This window comes from Pleurocapsa sp. PCC 7319, assembly GCF_000332195.1.
Classification (GTDB): Bacteria; Cyanobacteriota; Cyanobacteriia; order Cyanobacteriales; family Xenococcaceae; genus Waterburya.
In genome coordinates this window covers 3,609,654-3,627,848 of sequence record NZ_KB235922.1, presented here as the reverse complement: position 1 = coordinate 3,627,848, position 18,195 = coordinate 3,609,654, and the positions used below count along the sequence as shown (strand labels likewise).

Genomic DNA, 18,195 nt, shown 5'->3' with positions numbered 1-18,195 from the left:
CCCTTTAGCTCAATGGTTCAAACTTTCTGAGCAAATCCTAATTAAAGAGTTTATTTCAATATTGCATTAAAGCAAGTGCTTTTTAATGGTTTAAAGCCTCTATCTGTTTTAAAGTAAGAGTAATATCGGCAGCAGCCATATTTTCCTCTAAGTGAGCAATAGTTGTAGTTCCTGGAATTAAAATGATATTTGGCGCGCGATGAAGTAACCATGCCAAAGCAATTTGATTAGGTTTGACACCTTTACTCTGAGCAATATCTGCTATGATTCCCTCTGCATTGGCTAGAGGTGCGCCTTGTTTTAGGGGATGTGCGTCTAATGAACCATGAGGAATAAAAGCGATATCGTTTTTGGTACAGTAATCTAAGACATTCTCCATCGAGCGATCGCTGATACTAAATTTATTCTGCACTGACACAATTGGCACTATCTGACGCGCCTGTTCAATCTGTTCTACAGTTACGTTGGATAGACCGAGATGACGAATTTTCCCTTCATCTTTTAGTTCTTTTAATGCTCCTATAGACTCAGCAAAGGGAACTTTCGGGTCTGGACGATGTAATTGATATAGATCGATTTGTTCCAGTTTTAGCCTTTGTAGGCTGCCTTCTACACCACTCCGCAGAAATTCTGGTGAAGCATCAGCTAGAATTTTATCTGGTGCGGGTTTGTTTATTCCGCCCTTAGTAGCAATAACCAGGTCTTGTTTATATGGATGCAAAGCTGAAGCAATGATTTCTTCATTGAATCCTGCACCATATGCTTCTGCGGTATCGATAAAGTTTACTCCTAGCTCAACTGCACGACGTAAAAGCTGTTCTCCTCCCTCCCAGTCAGGATAAGCTCCAAAGTTTCCTGGTTGTCCTGAAAGACGCATTGCGCCATAACCAAGGCGATTAACTGTTAAGTCTTCGCCGATACTGTAAGTTTGAGCTACTGCTGTTGTGTTTTTCATAGTTGCTTTTTTATTTAAAACGAAACGTAATGTAAATATTATATCAAAAAAACTTAGCTTGTCTAGTTCGAGCTAAAGAAAGTACGGTGATAATGGCATTTCTCTTTATATAAGTAGGTGGGTGAAATTAAATATAAATGATTACAAGGAAACAACAGAGCGATCGCGCCACAGTTTTCCACTATCTTTAACTGCATCAATCGTAGCTAACCAAACTGCTGTATCCGCACCTTGTTCGGTGGTTCTTGGTGCATTTTCTCCCCCCATATCCGAACTTACCCAGCCAGGATCGACAGCATTGACAGTAATATTTTTACTGGCTAAAGCATCCGCCAACATAATCGTTGCCCCATTGAGAGTTAGTTTCGATAAGCAATAACTCGGTACGCCAGCAGAAAGTCCCGCTAATTGTCCGTAACCACTGGAGTAGTTGATAATTCTTGCTTGGTCGGCTTTTTCAAGTAAGGGGAGAAATATTTGTGTTGTCTTAATCGCCCCAAAGGTATTTGCATTTAAGGTTTTAGTTAACAAATCGCGATTGATAGTCAGAATATTGAAACCATTGTCAGGATAGATACCTGCGTTATTAACTAATACGTCCAGGCGATCTATTTTGTCGTTTAACTCATTAAAAGCCTTGTTAATACTATCATCCTCAGCAATATCAATTTCTACCACACTAACTAAGGGTGAATTGAGTTGTTCGGCTGCTGCTTTACCTTTGTCGAGCGATCTAGAACCAATAATCACTTGAAAATCTGCTTTTAGCAATCCGTGGGCGATCGCATATCCGATACCGCGATTTGCACCCGTAATTAAAGCAATTTTTTGATTGTTCATAGTGTTGTTGATATTCCGTATAATTTAAAATTCAGCTAATTATTGAGGTAGAAAAAACAAATTATGGAAATTTTCTCAATCGAGAAAACACTGCTTATCAATGCACCTACTAATGAAGTGTTTGATGCTTTAACTAATTCCAATAAAATTGTTCAATATTACCCCTTAGAAGAAGTTATTTCAGACTGGCAAGTAGATAGCGAAATAATTTGCAAAGGAAACGTTGACGGCAATAGCTTTAGTGATTACGGCAAAATTGATGTTTTATTACCTAATGAAAAATTTCAATATACATATTGGAGTACTAATCATGGGACAGAACGAACCTCTCAAAATTACGTCACAATTTGCTATAGCCTGTCTGAACAAGACAATGGCACTACTTTAACATTAGAACAAAAAAATATTCAATCCGAACCAATATATCTTCAAATGTTGCAGGTATGGGATTTTTTACTATCAAATCTCAAGAATTTTGTTGAAAAAAACCGTTCCTCGACTGTTTAGTTGTTGTTATGTAAATTGAGTTAATACGTCAGGACAATTTATTCTGTCGTTCAATCTTTTTTACAGCGATCGCGATTCGATAATTACTTGACAATCTCTTATTTAAACCTATTTTCTACTTGGATATAGACTAGTTATTAAAAATTTGCCCTACTGTAAAATTGAGTTTGGGAAACTGTGACGAAAGCAGTTGCGATCGACCAGAAAAATTACCCTTCTCCTGATAGTTCCCTTCAGATAATTCCAAAATTAATACTGTTTGAGCTTCAGGATCGATAATCCAATATTCAGGAATACCACAGTCTTGGTATTGTACTCGTTTAGCAATGTAATCACGATTGCGCTGTAATTCTCCAGGACTGACTACTTCCGCTACCAGTAAAGGAGGAGACATAGTTAAACGAACCGTATTACGCTTTGCCAATTGTTCGATATGTTCTTCCCGCAAGATCGTCAAATCGGGATAGCGGTTTCTCGGTTCGCCATTTACTTCTACTTCTAATCCATGCCCTCTTACTCTATCTGTGCCAAGTAAAAGAGCAAACATTAGAAAAAGACGATTGGCAATTTGGACATTTATTCCCGATTCTGGAGGCACTTCGATTAATTCTCCATTGAATAGTTCGTATAGCTTATCCGTGCCATCGTCATAGACTAAATATTCTTCAAAGCTTTGAAACCTTGGCTTGACCTGAATCATAATTTTAGTGGGTATGAAACACCAGCAACTATCTAGATTTTAAGCCATCTAGAGAATTCAATTAACTGATTAACTAAACAAGTCATTAGCTTTTACTTCTTACTTAAATTTCAATTACCACCTTGCCGAAATGAGAACCACTTTGGAGATATTGATAAGCTGCTTTAGCTTCTGCAAACGGAAAAACGCGATCAATGACAGGCTTTAATTGAGCCTGAGAAATTGCCTGATTCATCGTCTCAAATATTTCCCTACTTCCTACGTAAATGCCATTTACAGTCACGCTTTTCAACATAATCGGCAGGGGACTAATTTCACCACCAAAGCCAGTTAAAACTCCAATTAAATGTACTTGTCCGCCATAGCAAACAGCTTGTAACGATTTAGCTAGTGTTCCCGCACCACCGACTTCAACTACATGGTCAACCCCTGTCCGTTCGGTTAGCTCGTAAACCTGTTTTTCCCAGTCAGGAGTAGTTTTGTAATTAATAGTCAGATCTGCTCCCAATTCTCGCATTTGTTCTAATTTGCGATCGCTACTGGAGGTGGCAATTACTTTTGCGCCCTTTAATTTGGCAAACTTGGTAGCGAATCCAGAAACTCCTCCCGTACCTAACACCAATACAGTTTCCCCTGCTTGCAGATTACCTTTAGTAACAAGAGCGTGCCAGGCAGTAACAGCAGCACAGGGCAAAGTTGCAGCTTCTGTATAGCTTAGATGTTCGGGAATTAAAACTACACCATCCTGGTTTAGTACTACGTATTCAGATAGCATCCCATCAATAGCGCCACCGAGATCGGAAGACATGACAGAACGAGTAATCTTGCCAGAAATCCAATCTTGAAAGAAAGTACCGGCAACGCGATCTCCTACTTTCACGCGAGTTACCCCTTCCCCTACCGCCACTACTTCTCCAGTACCATCGGACATGGGAATTACAGGAGATTTCTGTCCCTGATACTGTCCTTGCAAGACAATTAAATCGCGATAGTTGAGTGCGGTTGCTCTTACCTTAATCAGCACTTGTCCGAAACCAGGTTGAGGCTTGGGTAATTCAGTCAATACTAGATCGTTTTTATTCTCTGTAGTTTGAACTTGGTAAGCTTTCATGATGATTTATTGTTGATATGATGTTTGAAGAAGTTCTAGCAATTGGGCAAAGTCTGACGCTGCGTGATCGCAAATCCAATTCCACGATTTGCACCCGTAATTAATGCTGTTTTGACTGATTTATCATTCATTAGAATATAGGAAGTAAAGTTTTTAACTAGGTGACACCAAAAAACATTTCAGACGATCGATACTGCGATATCCAATTCGTTGATAAACTGATTCGCCCATTGGCGATGCTTGAAGGGTAGCTATTCGCGCTCCTCGTTGAAACCCTGCGTTACTAGCCAAACTCGTACAAATAGTACTTAAGCCCAAACCTCTAGCTTGAGGAGTAGTACTTACCCAGTAGATTCCAGCTACTAATTCGGTCATAATAGTCATGGCAGTAGAAGCTGGTTGACCGTCAAGATAGGCGATATAGGTAATTATCTTAGGAGAAAGCAGTCTGTGAGGAACTCCAAAAATCGCTTCGGTATGTTCTCTGGGAATTTCAAGGGTTTCAAAACCAAGGCTATTTACATGACGTACATCTAAAATATCTTTCTCACTATCAGCTACTTTAATTTCAACAGAAGCGGGAATATCGGGTATTTCTACCTCAGAATCTAAAACCATAACAGGGGTATCAAACAATTGCTGTAGCTGTAAGGAGCTTAATTGCTCTTCTAAATCTCGATCTTCTTCTCCGTAAGTGTAAATAGTAAAATCTCTAGCATGAGGTTGAAACCAAGATTTTGCTCTGTCGATCGCCTCTCTTGCAGGTATCTGGCGATCGAGGCGAACAACACAATTAGTAAATATAGGAAAAGTCGTACCTCCGAGGATGCACATCAGTCCGTCTTGCTCGATTAATTGATTCGAGCGACCCCAACGTCCAAATTCCCTAGTGGCTTCAACAAAGTTGTCATATATCAGTCGATCTAATAGAGGATTCAACTTCTTTTCCCTCCTATGAATAGTTAGCGATCTTGCCGATATTGTAGATTACAAGATTTTTGTGGTTAGAAATACTGCGATGACAACGTTGAAGTAATTGGCGATCGCCAATCCAATCTTGTAATTACCACCTGTAACTAAGTAGCTCTACTTTATTAAACATTAAACCGATAAGCAGACTTGGGGGAATAAGGGAGTAGGGATTTTTATTTTACGTTTAATTAGGTTGACCTACTTAATACTATTTTAGGTTCTTGGACATTCATTTGTTTGCTCCTTTTGTCTTTGGTAAGTTTGAGAAAATAAATTTGAGGTGACTCGAACGTGGCTCGTAAATTTCAAAAAATTCTTGTAGTTGGTGCTAGTCGTGGTATCGGTGCTGCAGTTAGCGAGCATATCTTGTCTTCTACTACCGAATTAATTACTGTCTCTCGTTCTCGGGCTAATTTTGGCAATTGGATCGAAGCAGACATTAGCACTAAAGCAGGAATTGAAACTGTAAAACTTGCAGTTGGTAATTCTCCTTTGGATGCACTTTTATACATGGGAGGTACATGGGAAACTAATGCTTTTACCAAAGAGTATTCTTTTGAACGATGCGCTGATGAAGACATAGAAAATGTTATCGCTGTGAATCTTTTAGCACCAATTCGTCTGGTTAAATCTTTATTACCCGCCCTGCGTCAAGGTGCAAACCCAAAAGTAATTTTTATGGGGGCGTTATCGGGTTTGGATAATTTTCCTGCACGAGAAGTTGCTAACACAGCATCAAAGTTTGGTTTGCGAGGTGTCGTTCATGCGCTTAGAGAAGAATTACGCAGCGATCGCATTGCAGTCACAATTATCAATCCTGGAAATATCGCTACTCCTGAAGTATTAGACGATCTCAAGCAAGCTGGACAACCTGAAAGCAATGCTATCCCTTTATCAGATTTGTTGAGCGTTATTGATTGCATTTTGTCTTTATCCCGTTCAACTTGTATCAAAGAAATTCAAATTCCTGCGATGAGTGCTAGAGGGGCGTAATATTTTTGAGTTACTGCTGATTTTTAAATTCAACAATTAATAGAAAGCGATCGCTCTTTTCTGCTCGAACTTTTAGAACAATTGCAAAGCTAAGATCTGACTTTTCACGGCATCTTTTGAAGGGTATATAAGTTGTGTAACAATATTCGCTAACAATTTTATCCATTTCGAGAAATCTGCCCTCTCGATAGAGCAAAATAATTGAGCAGATTTTGAGTGGTGAATGAATCAGACCAAAAATTTAATAACCGAAAAATGTGACTTTGGAGATCAGCGTTTAACCAAAAGGGCTATGTTCATCGAATCGAGATTATCGTTAAAATATGGCAAACCACTCTCCGCGATTTTTGAGAGAGCAAGTGACCTGAAAAGAGCTTATGAATTCTTTGCCAATCCGAAAACTAGCCTAAACAGTGTGTGCCAACCCTATCATCTTCAAACAGCAGAGCAGATTAAAGAACTCTCAATCGTATTAGCAGTAGGAGATACAACCTATCTCGATTACAAGAAAATCCGCGAAAAAAGAGCCGAATATGGACCCATTGGCAATGGTGGGAATGGACTAATTTTACATAGCACCTTAGCTGTAAATGGGGAGAATGGACAACCCATAGGATTATTAACAGAAAAACTGTGGCATCGAAATCATGAAGAAAGTAAGAGTTTAACTCAGAAACAGAAGCAGAAAAAGCAAGCGGAAGCAAGAAGACGTCCGATTGAACAAAAAGAATCTTATAAATGGATAGAAGCTCTCCAATCCGTCCAGAAACTCTTAGAAAAATCCGAACCAGAGAGTATTAGCACCAAAGTAATTCATGTATTTGACCGAGAAGGAGATATCGCGGAAGTCTTTGAACAAGTCAGTCAAACCGCAAATACAGGGTTAGTGGTAAGAGCAGCACATAATAGGGCATTATCAGAGTCAAACAGTTATTTATGGTCATGGCTCCCATCTCAATCTATCAAGATGGAAGTAGCAGTAGAATTAGCCAAAACCCCAAATCGAAAAGAGCGAACCGCTACTCTGGCAATTAGATATGCACCCATCAAACTTCGCAGTCCTGCCAGAATGAAAGAACCAGAATATTTTGAAGTTTATGGGGTTTATGCCGTAGAAATTGACCCCCCAGAAGGCTGTGAACCCGTAGAATGGATGATCTTGACCTCCGAACCCGTTACCAATGGGGAACAAGCACAAACCATTTTACGATGGTATACTTACCGTTGGCGAATTGAAGAATATCATAAAATTCTCAAGTCAGGGTGTAAAGCGGAAAGCTATCGTCTATCTGGAGATAGTATGCAAGTTTTACTGGGATTTTTAACGAATATCGCTGCACAATTGTTAAAAATGACCTATGTTCATCGAACCAAACCAGATGCACCTGCATCTTCAATTTTAAATCAGGTACAAATTGAGGTTTTAGCTGCCAAATTTGGAAAATCAGTCACCGCAGTAGATTTAACGGTAGCTTGGGCGATACAAGCTGTAGCTCGTTTGGGCGGTTACTTGAGTCATCGCCGAAAGAGTAATATTGGCATCACGGTGTTATGGCGTGGCTTTTTAGAGCTGCAATCTTTATGTGAAGGATGGCAATTACGCTCCCCTGGTTGAAGTTTAGAAGCGAGTTGATTGTAACTTTGGAGAGGACTAGAATGAGAATATAGTTGGCGAGCTTTGTTACACAACTATATCCGATTATTTCTGAGCTGAACTATGGCTAATGCCCGTCAACAGAAGGATCTAGCCACTCGTCTAGATGAACTTAAACATCTTATTAAACAACTCCAACAAGATATTCAAGACATAAGGGACGAAGGTGAAATTGCTCCGTCTGGTTGTTGGATTGTGCGCTACCAAGCTAAAGGAAAAAAGGGTGGTCGTTATTGGTATTACAAATGGATGTCCCATGAGCCGATTTTTGTCACCAAAAATGGCAATCCTTCTCGTCATCAATATTTAGGTATAGTCATTCTAAATAATTTCCGTATGATTTAACGATGTCATCCAAGGAAGTACCAGGAGCGGAATAAATACGTCTTTTTTTGAGGATGCCCTAAAGGATTAGCTTCGCGTCGCAAAGTCTTGTTCGATACGATTAAAATCAGGTGAATAGGGTGGTAAAAACAAAACTTTGTGACCCGCTTGTTCGGCAATGCGAAACACATCATCCTTGCGATGAAATGCCGCATTATCAAGAATTAGAGTGGAGTTTGGTTTCAATTCGGGAATTAGATGCTCTTCGAGCCATTGATTAAACCATAAAGCACCATTTACTTCCTTTAAAAAGAACTGGTGCTAACAACTCTTTGCCTCTTTTGCCAGCTATCAGACTTGTTCTTGTTCCTCTTTTACCATTGCGATTGGCGAAGCCACTGCCCTTCGGGCAATCGCCGTAAGTTTTTTGTCCTCGTTTTGACCAGCCATAAGGACGATAGACATATTCTTCAAAGCCTGATTCATCCAAGTAAACTAAATTGCTTGATCCGTCAAGAATGACAATTTTACGTAAATTTCTCAGAAAGCTGATTCGCTCACTATGCTTACGTTCAGTGTATTTCAGCGTTTTTTTTACGAGTTAACTTCATTTGCTTCTGGGCATACCCAATAGCACTCGTATGCACTCCAAAATATTGCGCCCTTTCTCTTAACAAAGCATCTGGATTTTCTTGAATATGTTGGGCAATTGCTAGAGAGTCTAGTTTTCGCTTTCTTCCAAGTTGTGGTGCTGGAGTCAAATTCTTTCTTCGACACCAATCATTCACACACCATAGACTTACCTCATATCTTCTTGATGCTTCGGCTTTGGAGCCTCCAGCCGCTACAAAGTCCACTACCCGCTTTCGCAAATCTACACTATAAGTCATCTAACCTGATTGATTTCTCATCTAGCTTATATTATTTCATATGTTTCCTATTTAGAATGACTATAAAGCTGGAAGTCAAGCTTATTTGAAAGCGGTTGAAGCTCTATCACGTCGTGGTCGAATTGAAGCTTTGGAGCGAGGGATGAGTACACTTTCAATGGGTTTGTCAGATTTGGTTGAGGAAACCTCAAGATTGAACAAAAGTTAGCGAACATTATTACCTAGTTTTTTTTCGACCCAAGATACCGTGAAAAGTCAGAGCTAAGATGAGCCAAATGATAGGATCGAATAAACTCCTGAGGAATTCTAAAAATGACCACTACCACTCAGAAAATGTCTCTAGAAGAGTTCCTTGCTTATGATGATGGCACGGATAATTTATACGAACTAGAAAATGGAGAATTAATCTGGATGCCTTCGGAGAGCGAAATTAATCGCCGAATTGCCATGTTTTTGCTAGCATATTTGCTCCAACAGGGTATTCCTTCTTATCGACTGACCATGAAAACAGAGATAGCCGTTAGTGGGGCAAGAGTATCTGTACGCTTACCAGATTTACTTGTGTTATCCGAGGAATTGGCGACGGTACTCGAAGGTGCGACTAGATCGATTATCTTAATGGATATGCCACCACCTATTCTGGCTGTAGAAGTTGTCAGTCCTAATCAAGAAAAGCGAGATTATCGTTACAAGCGCAGTGAGTACGCAGCCAGAGGAATTAGCGAATATTGGATCGTAGATGCAATTCAACAGAAAGTAACAATTTTGGAATTGGTTGAAGGTTTTTATGAGGAAAAAGTTTATCGAGGTAGCGATCGCATTTACTCACCTTTATTAGCACAAAACGATTTAACAGCCGATCGAGTATTACAAAGAGGATAAGAGATTAATTAAAGCTAATTTATTGCATAATAATTCAATTAATGTTTTATCACACGTCTCAATTGGGAAGTTATTATAATTGAATGTTAGTCGCAAATCCAATCCCACGATTTACACCAGTTATTAAAGCTGTTTTTTAATCACTCATAATTTTGTTTCTCCATAAGTAAATAAAATCGTATCGAATTGATCGACAAGCCCGAACATTTTGCTAAGCAACCAATTCGCATCTTTTTACTCTTGACCTTGGAGTATAGTCCATAGTTTACACTATTGGGTGATTCAACTTGCAACGTCTAAATTAAGGTGTAATTTGTGGCTTATTTTATTAACTGACGTTACGCAAAAGCTATCATATTGAGATGAACATGAAGCTTTTGGAATTATACAGCGATTATATTATCAGCTCATTTGGACAGATAACAGCAACAGGATTATCTAAAGCACTGGGAGGAAGTATCAGTCATGACAAAATAACTCGTTTCTTATCGAACAAAGACCTGAACTCGAAAGAGCTATGGAAACTAGTAAAACCAGTAGTAAGAGAGTCTGAACAAGAAGAAGGGGTACTGATTGTAGATGACACGATTGAGAAAAAACCTTATACACAAGAAAGTGAATTGGTTTGCCCTGTCATGACCATCAATCAAAACGCTCAGTTAAGGGAATTAACATCATCAATTATGTCTACAGTGTAGAAAATATCAGCTTACCAGTCGGGTTTAATATTATCAAAAAACCTATAAAATTCTGTGATTTAAAAACTCGAAAAGAGAAACGAAGAGGAACAGTAACTAAAAATGAGCTGACTCGAAATCAATTAAAGATTTGTCAGAGAAATCAGCTTAAATATAAGTACGTGCTAGCCGATAGTTGGTTTTCTTCTAAAGAAAACATGACTTTTATTCGCCAAGATTTAAAGAAGCATTTCATCATGGCAATCAAAAGTAATCGTACAGTAGCGGTGAGTGAGGAAAGTAAGAAACAAGGTCATTTTTGCCGAATAGATTCTCTTGAATGGTCAGAAAAAAAGCTAATTAGGGGGTGGCTTAAAGGATTAGATTTTCCTGTTTTACTCCACCGTCAAGTCTTTACAAACAAAGATGGAAGTATTGGCATTTTGTATTTGGCTTGTAGCGATTTTAACTGTGATGTGACCAAACTTGAAGCAATCTATCAAAAACGGTGGAACGTGGAAGTCTTTCATAAAACACTCAAGTCCAATACTGGTTTGGCGAAATCTCCAACTAAATCAATCCGCACTCAAAGCAATCACATTTTTATGTCCGTCTATGCTGCATTTCAATTGGAATGTCTAAAATTGAAACACAAAATGAACCATTTTGCCCTGAGAAATCGTATTTATGTCACTGCTTTGAAACAAGCTATGTGCGAATTACATTTGCTCAAGAGTGCGTAACGTCAGTTATTAATTTAACAATAGGAGAAATAAGTTATGGATAGTTGGAAAATTTATGGACTGACGGTGGTGGTGCTGTTTTTAAAAATGTTCGCAGTGGTTTTAGTCCAGGGATATGAACGATATAAACATCGCGGTTTTGACAATCCCGAAGATGCAGCAATGTTTGATAAATTGTTTGGTTCTAAGCCTGATGCTACAAAACAAGGTGAACTAGTTGATCGAGCCCAAAGTGTACTGCGTAATGATGGTGAAAATATTCCCATTTTCCTATTTATAGCGATCGCCTATATACAATTAGATTGTTGGTCAAGAGGAGTTGAGATTTATCTACCACTATTTGTAATCGGCAGAATCGCTCATACGATTAGCTATCTAAAAGCACTTCAGCCCTGGCGTAACTTATCATATCAGTTGGGGCTTTGGGTGACATTTGCCATGGCAGGACATATTGTTTGGCAATCTACTTTTGCAGCTAATTAAAGCGTGCGATCGCTTACGTCTAGCTGGATAAAATGTGCGTCGATATTTTCGAGTGTGCGTTTATTTTGCTACTCCTACAGTCAATTATTAATAGAAAATCAAATTCAGACTATGACTCAGGTAGATATAACTCAAGCTAAAACAAATTTAGCAAAATTATTAGACATGGCGATTGAGGGTGAAGAAATTACAATTGTTCGGGACAATAAGCCAGTAGCAAAGATTTCACCAGTAAAACGTCCTTTGAAAAGAGGTAGTGCAAAAGGTAAGGTTTGGATGAGTGATGATTTCGATGAGCCTTTAGAAGACTTTAAAGACTATATTTGACGCTCGTATTTGGTAAGTTGTTCGCGATAGTTTACGGCAAAATCTTTCCAGGTATTTGGTTTGCGTCCTACTATGGCTTCAAAATTATTGAAAGTGCGATCGGCTTCGGGGATTTTATCGGCTACGTTTAACTCGAATTGAGTATACACACATTTCATATAGGCATTAGGATAGACTCCTTCTACTCCCTCTTGTAGAGCATTGTTTAAAAACTCTTTGGTCGGATGAGCTTCGATCTTAAATGGTTGTCCGACAACTTCTGTGAGAATTTGAGCTACCTCGTCCATTGTTTTGGCATCGTAACCAAGAGGTATAGTTTGACCCGCATATTTGTCTGGATGTAATAAAGTTTGCACTACCACCGCAGCCAAGTCATAACAATCGATCCAACTCCAACGAGCATTACCAATATAGTTAGTAATTACCCCATTATTGAGCCAACCAAAGCCAAATAGGTTTTGCATGAAGGCTTCGGGACGTAGATGGGTGTAGCCAAAGCCTAGTTTTTCAATATATGACTCAATAAATTGATGCCATCCCCAATGAGCCACTTCATTAGTAGGTGCGGTAGATGCGCCGATGTGAACGATGTGTTTGACTCCTGTTTGTTTGGCTGTATCGAGAAATCGCTTGCTTTGTCTAAGCATATCAACGGTGTAGCCGGTTAGTAATAATGCTCTGTCTATATTTTTCAGTGCAGGGGCGATCGTTTCTGGATTATCTAAGTCTAAAATTACGCTGTCAATGCTTTTGTCTTTAAACGCTTTGGCTTTGTCTGAAGAACGAGTAGCAGCTACTACATTAATATCTTTATTATTTTGTAGCTGATTTATTACTTCACCACCAACTTTCCCCGTAGCACCAAGAACCAAAATATTTGGTTTGGTCATTGTAATTAACTCCTTATTAGTATTGTTTTAATTGAATATAGCGATCGCCAGTAAGTTTATTTGCTGCCTGTTATGGCATTTTTTTGAACCTCTTGAGATTCACCTCTCCAATTGGTATGTTGCAGCCAAGCTTCAAAATTCATTAAGTTAGGATAGATTTTTCTTAACGTTTCATGGTCGCGATAAGGACCATATTGACGGTGAAACTTAAATTGATTGAGCGGATCGTGGACATTAGATATATCAAGAGCTAAAAAATCTTCATCGCTCATTGATTGATATTCTGCGAGAATACCCGTGACTCGCTCAAAGGTAGCTGCTAATTCAGTAAAAGTAAGGCGATCGCTTAAAAACCAAGACACTGAAAGCTTAATACCACTCCTGCATAGTTAGGGTCATAACTAATATTTTCAGACGCATTAACAAAAGTTCCCAATTTCTGACGGTTGAAGATAGTAATCTGAGTTTGACCTGTAGCTAGTTCGGTATATTCTTCCTTATCATCGGTAAAGATAACTTCAAATCCCAATATATCGCGGTAAAACTCTTTACAGACTTGATAGTTAGCGACATTTAAGCGCGTATATGTATATTCAAATTTCATAAAATTAGTAAAATTGATTTAGTTGAATCTTTTTGATTTAATAAGCTGTAGAAGCAGAAACTTCTTGCCAAGCTCTAACATCTTGCTGCAAACGTTCGATTTTATCCTGAATCGTTTTAATCGCATCATTACCTAAAGCTAAGTGCAACGGTGGTTTGTCCGATTCAATCAGCTTGATTATTGCCTCGGCTGCTAGCTCGGGATCGTTGGGCTGATTTCCTGAAAGATTATCGATAAATCCTCGAAATTTACCTGCGGGGGTTTCTTGGTAGTCATCTAAGACTTGTTCTGTATGCTGTAAAGAGCGTCCTGCAAAATCAGTCCGAAATATACCTACGGTTAAAATAGTGACATTGATTCCCAACGGTTTAACTTCTGCTGCTAAAGCTTCCCCCATAATATCTACAGCTGCTTTAGCTGCACTGTATACCCCAAGACCGGGAAAGCCAGTAAAACCACCAATAGCTGAATAATTAATAATGTGACCACTTTTTTGTTGGCGCATCTGCGGAAGTATGGCGCGAGTAACTCTCAGATTACCCAAAAAATTGGTATCGAGCATTCGTTGAGCTTCGAGATCGCTAGTTTCTTCAATTGCACCTACTAAACCGTGTCCCGCATTGTTAGCCAATACATCAATCTGACCAAAAGTGGTGATCGCTTTTTCCACTCCAACCTTAACTTGTTCGGGATTGGTAATATCCATTTCTACTGCGACTGCACGTCCTGGAGCAAGTGCTTCAAATTCACTCATCTGTGACTTGTCTCGCAGAGTACCAGCAACACAGCCACCCCGTTCTAAAATTTTCTGAGCTAAAGCCCGACCCAAACCTGAAGAAACACCAGTAATTAAGACTTTTTTTGTTTCAATATTTGTCATGACTGTATATCCTGGTTAGTTTGCGTAGAAAACTTTTAGTTAGCTTAAAAACCCGTCAGTAAAATTGTCTTGTCAGATCTTGCTCATTTTTTCTTTTTCTTGCGTTTTCAAGAAAAGCGATCGCTATTTATTCACAAGCGATCTATTTCCATGTTTAAGAAGTTACTTTATTTATTGAGCAGAATTCATTGCACCTGAGAACTCAATTATATTGCCGTTATTGTCTTTGACAAAGCCAACTCTTACCCCAACTTGAGGTGCATCAAATGCTTCGATAAATGTTGGTACGCCTTTTTTATTTAATTCCGCGATCGCATCATCAACGCTATCTACTCGAAAGCAAAAATGTCCCACGCCTGTTGTGCGTAAAGCTTCTCCAAAATCTGACATCTTGGGCATTCCCGAACGCGCTTGAGTCGTACCTACAACTTCAATCCGAAAACCTCGAACATCTAGATAAGCTAGTTGTAAATCGGGGAATTCATCTACAGTCCATTCTTTTTCTATGGTTGCACCGAATTTTTCTTGATACCATTGAAGCGTTTCTTGATAGTTGGGAACGCTAAGCATTACGTGGTCAATTTGCATTGAATCAAGTTATGTTCGGTTTAATTTAGAATTCATGCCACCTCCTGCATCCATTCAAGGCATTTTACTAATTCCTGCTGCATTTTTTGAGCATCTGCATGATAGCGTCTGCCATGACCTGGTAACACCCATTCAAAATTGTAGTTAGTTAGCTTTGCCATCGATTTGGTTAACTCCGTCCACGAATACCAACAAGCACGACGAAAAGCGATTAGCTGATGTTCTTTATCAGACCATGCCAAATGATCGCCAGTAAATAAGAATTTGTTATCGTACAGTAAAATCGTATGTCCTTTAGTATGACCAGGGACGACAATAACTAGCAGATCGTCAGCTAACTGATAATTATCCGTACCAGTTAAAACAATTTCTACATCTTTTGTAGATTGAGAAATCTCATCTTGATGCAAAATGCGTTGCATAGCTATGCCGTCAGGCTTATCGCAACCAAAATGGTCATTAAATTTACGATGGTCGGCAACATCATCGCGATGGGTAAGATACAGATATTTAACTCCTCCCATTTGTTCAATTTGCTTGACCAATGGGGGGGCGAAACGAGGGGAATCTACCAAAATATTCCCTTCGGGACGTCGAATTAAGTAACTTGCAGCACCAAAAGAAGATTCTGAGTGATAGCCACAATGATAGACATTGTCAGCTATTAAAAGCGGAAATCTCGACTGTACCTGCTTGATTTCTTGGGGTTTCTCGATCGTACCAATCGAAGCTGTCGGACAGGCTAGCAGTGCTTCCAATGCTTGAATACGTTCATCTGGATTGCTTGGTTGATGGTATACAGCAGATTTAGAACCTTCCTGACGGTAAATATTAGGAGCCATCCAACGACAGGTATCGCAGTTGATACAAGAGCGATCGACATAAAAATCACCGTCAACATTTTCGGAGCGTTTTTGTTGTAAGTTAGCCATTTTTGTATGTAATTATCTTTTTTTACAAATCTTTTTTAAATTAAAGCGTTTGTTGATATTTGAGAACGCTAATCATAACGTGGTCAATTCGCATTGAATCAAGTTTTGTTTTAATTTCGATGTTGAAATTTGATATTAGGATTTTTTCCAAACTAGTTGTGTTGAGTTTTAATTATCCTGTGAAAATTACCAAGGCATAGGTTGTTGCTTTTCATCAAAATAACCACCAGTTGCTCCCTCTTCAGGTAATGTTGCTAACCAAACTGGTGTTGCTGCACCTTCTTCTATGCTTAACTCTCCTGCATCTGTTCCCATATCAGTCTTAACCCAACCAGGATGAGCGGAATTAACTTTAATGTTGGTGTCTTTTAATTCGTGTGCTAAATGAACAGTAAAAGCGTTTACTGCTGTTTTGGATGAATCATAAGCAAGTTGTTTGTAATTGTAAAACTTAAAATTGGGGTCTTGATGTAGAGTCAAAGAAGCCATATCGCTAGAGATATTAACAATTCTGCCAGCATCAGATTTGTGAACTAACGGCAGCATTGCTTGAGTGACAGCGACAACTCCAAAATAATTAATCTCAAAGGTTTGTTTGAGAACATCGAGACTTACTTGACTTGGTGCGGGTAAACCTGCCGAAAATTCTAAGTTAACTCCTGCATTGTTAACCAAGATATCTAGTTTGCCATATTGCTCGGCGATCGCATTATAAGCCGATTCAATCGAAGTGCGATCTAGCGAAGTAAGGTGGCTTTGCCAATCGCTTACGTCTAGTTTGATAAAATGTGCTTCAATCTCTTCAAACCTCAATTTTTCAACTGCTTTTTTGCCTTGTTCTTGGTTACGCGCCCCAATTAAGACTGTAATACCTTGTTTGCCTAGTTTTCTGGCTATTCCGAATCCAAGCCCTTTATTTGCGCCAGTAATTAAGGCTACCTTGTTTTGATTCTGTATGTTCATTTTTTTACTCCTTGAAAAAAATAAAATTTGTGAAATTTTTTAACTATATTTTTGATATTTGACTACTCTATAAATCTTCAAATATTGGCGTTCAAACAATTGAGGCATTATCTCGAACGGGAGTAGAAATATGTTCGTGTACGATTTGCCATATACCGTTATGATTTTCAAAGACAAGAGTGGCATGAAGTTCGGTAGAAATTTCTTGACCGTCGGCTTTCACTGTTCCCCAAGCTTTCCAAGTAAAAGTAGCTACGCTTATTTCATCTCCAGCATGAATAACAAGATCGTCATTTATTTTTATATTCCAAGGTGAATATGCTTGCATAAAAGGCTGCCAAACTCGAACATACTGCTCATAACCGCGAAGAATGCTTGGAGTTTGAGGAGAAGTTAGATCGTAAGCAACAAGGCTTTCATCCTTGACATATAGATCTTTAAAACGATCCATTGAAAACTCATCGCTACCGACATTCCAGGCTGCTTCCCACTGTTTTACTCTTGCTAATATCGTTTCTTGAGATTTCATAACTATTACCTCATAATCAAGTTGTTTTCTCGATAATTTTTTCCAATCTGTAAGAGTATTTAAAGGTTAGAGATAATAACCGCCACTAGCTTCTACAATTTGTCCTGTGATAAAACTAGCTTCAGTTGATGCTAAAAATACGGCAATACCAGCTATATCTAATACTGTTCCAGTTCTTTTTAAAGTAGACATACGAGCAGCTTGTGCTGGTACTTCTGGATTTTCTCGCCAGAAATCTCGGTTAAGATCGGTTTCAATCCATCCTGGAGAAATGGCATTAACGGCAATATTTCGAGAACCTAATTCTTTGGCTAAGGTTTTAGTAAAAACTTCAATTGTTCCTTTTGACATAGAATAAATTCCATATTCAGGTTCGGTAATTCTTGCAGCAGTAGAGGTAGTATTAATAATCCGTCCGCCATTGGGCATTCTTTTTAAAGCTTGCTGAGTAACAAAATAAGTACCTTTAACATTTACGGAAAACACTTTATCAAAGGCTTCTTCTGAACTATTCTCTACAGTGCCAAACTCAATCACACCTGCATTGTTAACCAGAATATCAAGGGAATTACTACCTATTCGCTTTTCTAATTGCTCATCTATTCCTACAAACAATTGTTCAATATCTTTATTTAGTTTTAATAGTTTTACAAAGAGCAAAACAAATAGCGATTAGGCTCCGCCCACCAGCGAAGCTGATCGCCAAATTTTTAGATAATGGTAATAGAATTGATTGAAGTCTGACTTGCAC

At 38.8% G+C, this 18,195-nt stretch carries 22 protein-coding genes and 2 pseudogenes; 8 read left to right on the top strand and 16 right to left on the bottom strand.

The window, feature by feature from the left end:
* Positions 1 to 82: 82 nt before the first annotated feature.
* Positions 83 to 955 (bottom strand): aldo/keto reductase, encoded by an 873-nt coding sequence (locus PLEUR7319_RS0120475; protein ID WP_019507097.1) that lies wholly within the window; start codon positions 953 to 955, stop codon positions 83 to 85.
* A gap of 141 nt (positions 956 to 1,096) precedes the next feature.
* Entirely contained in the window at positions 1,097 to 1,795 is a 699-nt protein-coding gene (locus tag PLEUR7319_RS0120470) for an SDR family NAD(P)-dependent oxidoreductase (RefSeq protein ID WP_019507096.1), read from the bottom strand.
* Between the two features lie 63 nt (positions 1,796 to 1,858).
* Between PLEUR7319_RS0120470 and PLEUR7319_RS36215 the strand changes: the two genes are divergently transcribed.
* On the top strand, positions 1,859 to 2,302 hold the full coding sequence (locus PLEUR7319_RS36215; RefSeq protein WP_019507095.1) for an SRPBCC domain-containing protein: 444 nt from the start codon (positions 1,859 to 1,861) through the stop codon (positions 2,300 to 2,302).
* 130 nt (positions 2,303 to 2,432) lie between these two features.
* Here PLEUR7319_RS36215 and PLEUR7319_RS0120460 read toward each other — a convergent pair whose 3' ends face one another.
* From PLEUR7319_RS0120460 to PLEUR7319_RS0120445, 3 genes are all read right to left on the bottom strand, one after another.
* On the bottom strand, positions 2,433 to 3,002 hold the full coding sequence (locus PLEUR7319_RS0120460) for a Uma2 family endonuclease (protein ID WP_019507094.1): 570 nt from the start codon (positions 3,000 to 3,002) through the stop codon (positions 2,433 to 2,435).
* 103 nt (positions 3,003 to 3,105) lie between these two features.
* Positions 3,106 to 4,113, bottom strand: a complete 1,008-nt coding sequence (locus tag PLEUR7319_RS0120455) for an NAD(P)-dependent alcohol dehydrogenase (protein ID WP_019507093.1) — start codon at positions 4,111 to 4,113, stop codon at positions 3,106 to 3,108.
* 153 nt (positions 4,114 to 4,266) lie between these two features.
* Entirely contained in the window at positions 4,267 to 5,052 is a 786-nt protein-coding gene (locus PLEUR7319_RS0120445) for a GNAT family N-acetyltransferase (protein WP_019507092.1), read from the bottom strand.
* 324 nt (positions 5,053 to 5,376) lie between these two features.
* Here PLEUR7319_RS0120445 and PLEUR7319_RS0120440 point away from each other — a divergent pair, with 324 nt between their 5' ends.
* Complete coding sequence (locus tag PLEUR7319_RS0120440) at positions 5,377 to 6,078, top strand: SDR family oxidoreductase (protein ID WP_019507091.1); 702 nt, start codon at positions 5,377 to 5,379, stop codon at positions 6,076 to 6,078.
* A 10-nt stretch (positions 6,079 to 6,088) separates the two neighbouring features.
* Here the strand turns inward: PLEUR7319_RS0120440 and PLEUR7319_RS41395 are convergent, their stop codons facing one another.
* Positions 6,089 to 6,244, bottom strand: a complete 156-nt coding sequence (locus PLEUR7319_RS41395) for a hypothetical protein (RefSeq protein WP_019507090.1) — start codon at positions 6,242 to 6,244, stop codon at positions 6,089 to 6,091.
* Between the two features lie 57 nt (positions 6,245 to 6,301).
* Here PLEUR7319_RS41395 and PLEUR7319_RS0120430 point away from each other — a divergent pair, with 57 nt between their 5' ends.
* Together PLEUR7319_RS0120430 and PLEUR7319_RS36210 are read left to right on the top strand one after the other, a co-directional pair.
* Positions 6,302 to 7,693 carry an IS4 family transposase gene (locus PLEUR7319_RS0120430; RefSeq protein WP_019503390.1) on the top strand — a complete coding sequence of 464 codons (1,392 nt, stop codon included), beginning with the start codon at positions 6,302 to 6,304 and terminating at the stop codon, positions 7,691 to 7,693.
* Between the two features lie 102 nt (positions 7,694 to 7,795).
* Positions 7,796 to 8,077, top strand: coding sequence for a hypothetical protein (locus PLEUR7319_RS36210; RefSeq protein ID WP_019503389.1), 282 nt, complete (start codon positions 7,796 to 7,798; stop codon positions 8,075 to 8,077).
* On the opposite strand, the pseudogene PLEUR7319_RS43615 reads toward PLEUR7319_RS36210, so the two are convergent.
* Positions 8,049 to 8,946 (bottom strand): annotated as a pseudogene (locus PLEUR7319_RS43615) (IS630 family transposase). The gene PLEUR7319_RS36210 and the pseudogene PLEUR7319_RS43615 overlap by 29 nt on opposite strands.
* A gap of 312 nt (positions 8,947 to 9,258) precedes the next feature.
* Here PLEUR7319_RS43615 and PLEUR7319_RS0120415 point away from each other — a divergent pair.
* The 4 genes and pseudogenes from PLEUR7319_RS0120415 (at position 9,259) to PLEUR7319_RS0120400 (ending at position 12,058) form a co-directional block, all read left to right on the top strand.
* Entirely contained in the window at positions 9,259 to 9,828 is a 570-nt protein-coding gene (locus PLEUR7319_RS0120415; RefSeq protein WP_019507089.1) for a Uma2 family endonuclease, read from the top strand.
* 362 nt (positions 9,829 to 10,190) lie between these two features.
* Positions 10,191 to 11,248, top strand: a pseudogene (locus PLEUR7319_RS36200) (transposase).
* Between the two features lie 36 nt (positions 11,249 to 11,284).
* A complete protein-coding gene (locus PLEUR7319_RS0120405) occupies positions 11,285 to 11,731 on the top strand; it encodes an MAPEG family protein (RefSeq protein ID WP_019507088.1) in 447 nt (148 codons plus the stop codon).
* Between the two features lie 111 nt (positions 11,732 to 11,842).
* Complete coding sequence (locus tag PLEUR7319_RS0120400) at positions 11,843 to 12,058, top strand: type II toxin-antitoxin system Phd/YefM family antitoxin (protein ID WP_019507087.1); 216 nt, start codon at positions 11,843 to 11,845, stop codon at positions 12,056 to 12,058.
* On the opposite strand, the gene PLEUR7319_RS0120395 is transcribed toward PLEUR7319_RS0120400, so the two are convergent.
* The 9 genes from PLEUR7319_RS0120395 to PLEUR7319_RS36190 all read right to left on the bottom strand — a co-directional run bounded on the left by PLEUR7319_RS0120395 (position 12,049) and on the right by PLEUR7319_RS36190 (position 18,059).
* Complete coding sequence (locus tag PLEUR7319_RS0120395; protein ID WP_019507086.1) at positions 12,049 to 12,948, bottom strand: SDR family oxidoreductase; 900 nt, start codon at positions 12,946 to 12,948, stop codon at positions 12,049 to 12,051. The two genes, PLEUR7319_RS0120400 and PLEUR7319_RS0120395, sit on opposite strands and share 10 nt — an antisense overlap.
* A gap of 56 nt (positions 12,949 to 13,004) precedes the next feature.
* Entirely contained in the window at positions 13,005 to 13,310 is a 306-nt protein-coding gene (locus PLEUR7319_RS0120390; protein WP_019507085.1) for a hypothetical protein, read from the bottom strand.
* Positions 13,295 to 13,552, bottom strand: coding sequence for a VOC family protein (locus PLEUR7319_RS36195; RefSeq protein WP_019507084.1), 258 nt, complete (start codon positions 13,550 to 13,552; stop codon positions 13,295 to 13,297). The genes PLEUR7319_RS0120390 and PLEUR7319_RS36195 overlap by 16 nt, the downstream gene beginning before the upstream one ends.
* Positions 13,553 to 13,589: 37 nt before the next feature.
* The gene (locus PLEUR7319_RS0120380; RefSeq protein WP_019507083.1) at positions 13,590 to 14,432 is read right to left on the bottom strand and encodes an oxidoreductase; all 843 of its coding nucleotides are present in this window, start codon (positions 14,430 to 14,432) and stop codon (positions 13,590 to 13,592) included.
* Between the two features lie 171 nt (positions 14,433 to 14,603).
* Positions 14,604 to 15,020 carry a VOC family protein gene (locus PLEUR7319_RS0120375; RefSeq protein WP_019507082.1) on the bottom strand — a complete coding sequence of 139 codons (417 nt, stop codon included), beginning with the start codon at positions 15,018 to 15,020 and terminating at the stop codon, positions 14,604 to 14,606.
* Between the two features lie 32 nt (positions 15,021 to 15,052).
* A complete protein-coding gene (locus PLEUR7319_RS0120370) occupies positions 15,053 to 15,952 on the bottom strand; it encodes an MBL fold metallo-hydrolase (protein WP_019507081.1) in 900 nt (299 codons plus the stop codon).
* Positions 15,953 to 16,138: 186 nt separating this feature from the next.
* Positions 16,139 to 16,915: an SDR family oxidoreductase gene (locus tag PLEUR7319_RS0120365; RefSeq protein ID WP_019507080.1), complete on the bottom strand. Its 777-nt coding sequence runs from the start codon at positions 16,913 to 16,915 to the stop codon at positions 16,139 to 16,141.
* A gap of 91 nt (positions 16,916 to 17,006) precedes the next feature.
* Positions 17,007 to 17,444, bottom strand: a complete 438-nt coding sequence (locus tag PLEUR7319_RS0120360) for a nuclear transport factor 2 family protein (protein WP_019507079.1) — start codon at positions 17,442 to 17,444, stop codon at positions 17,007 to 17,009.
* Positions 17,445 to 17,510: 66 nt separating this feature from the next.
* Entirely contained in the window at positions 17,511 to 18,059 is a 549-nt protein-coding gene (locus PLEUR7319_RS36190; RefSeq protein WP_158441866.1) for an SDR family NAD(P)-dependent oxidoreductase, read from the bottom strand.
* Positions 18,060 to 18,195: the final 136 nt, after the last annotated feature.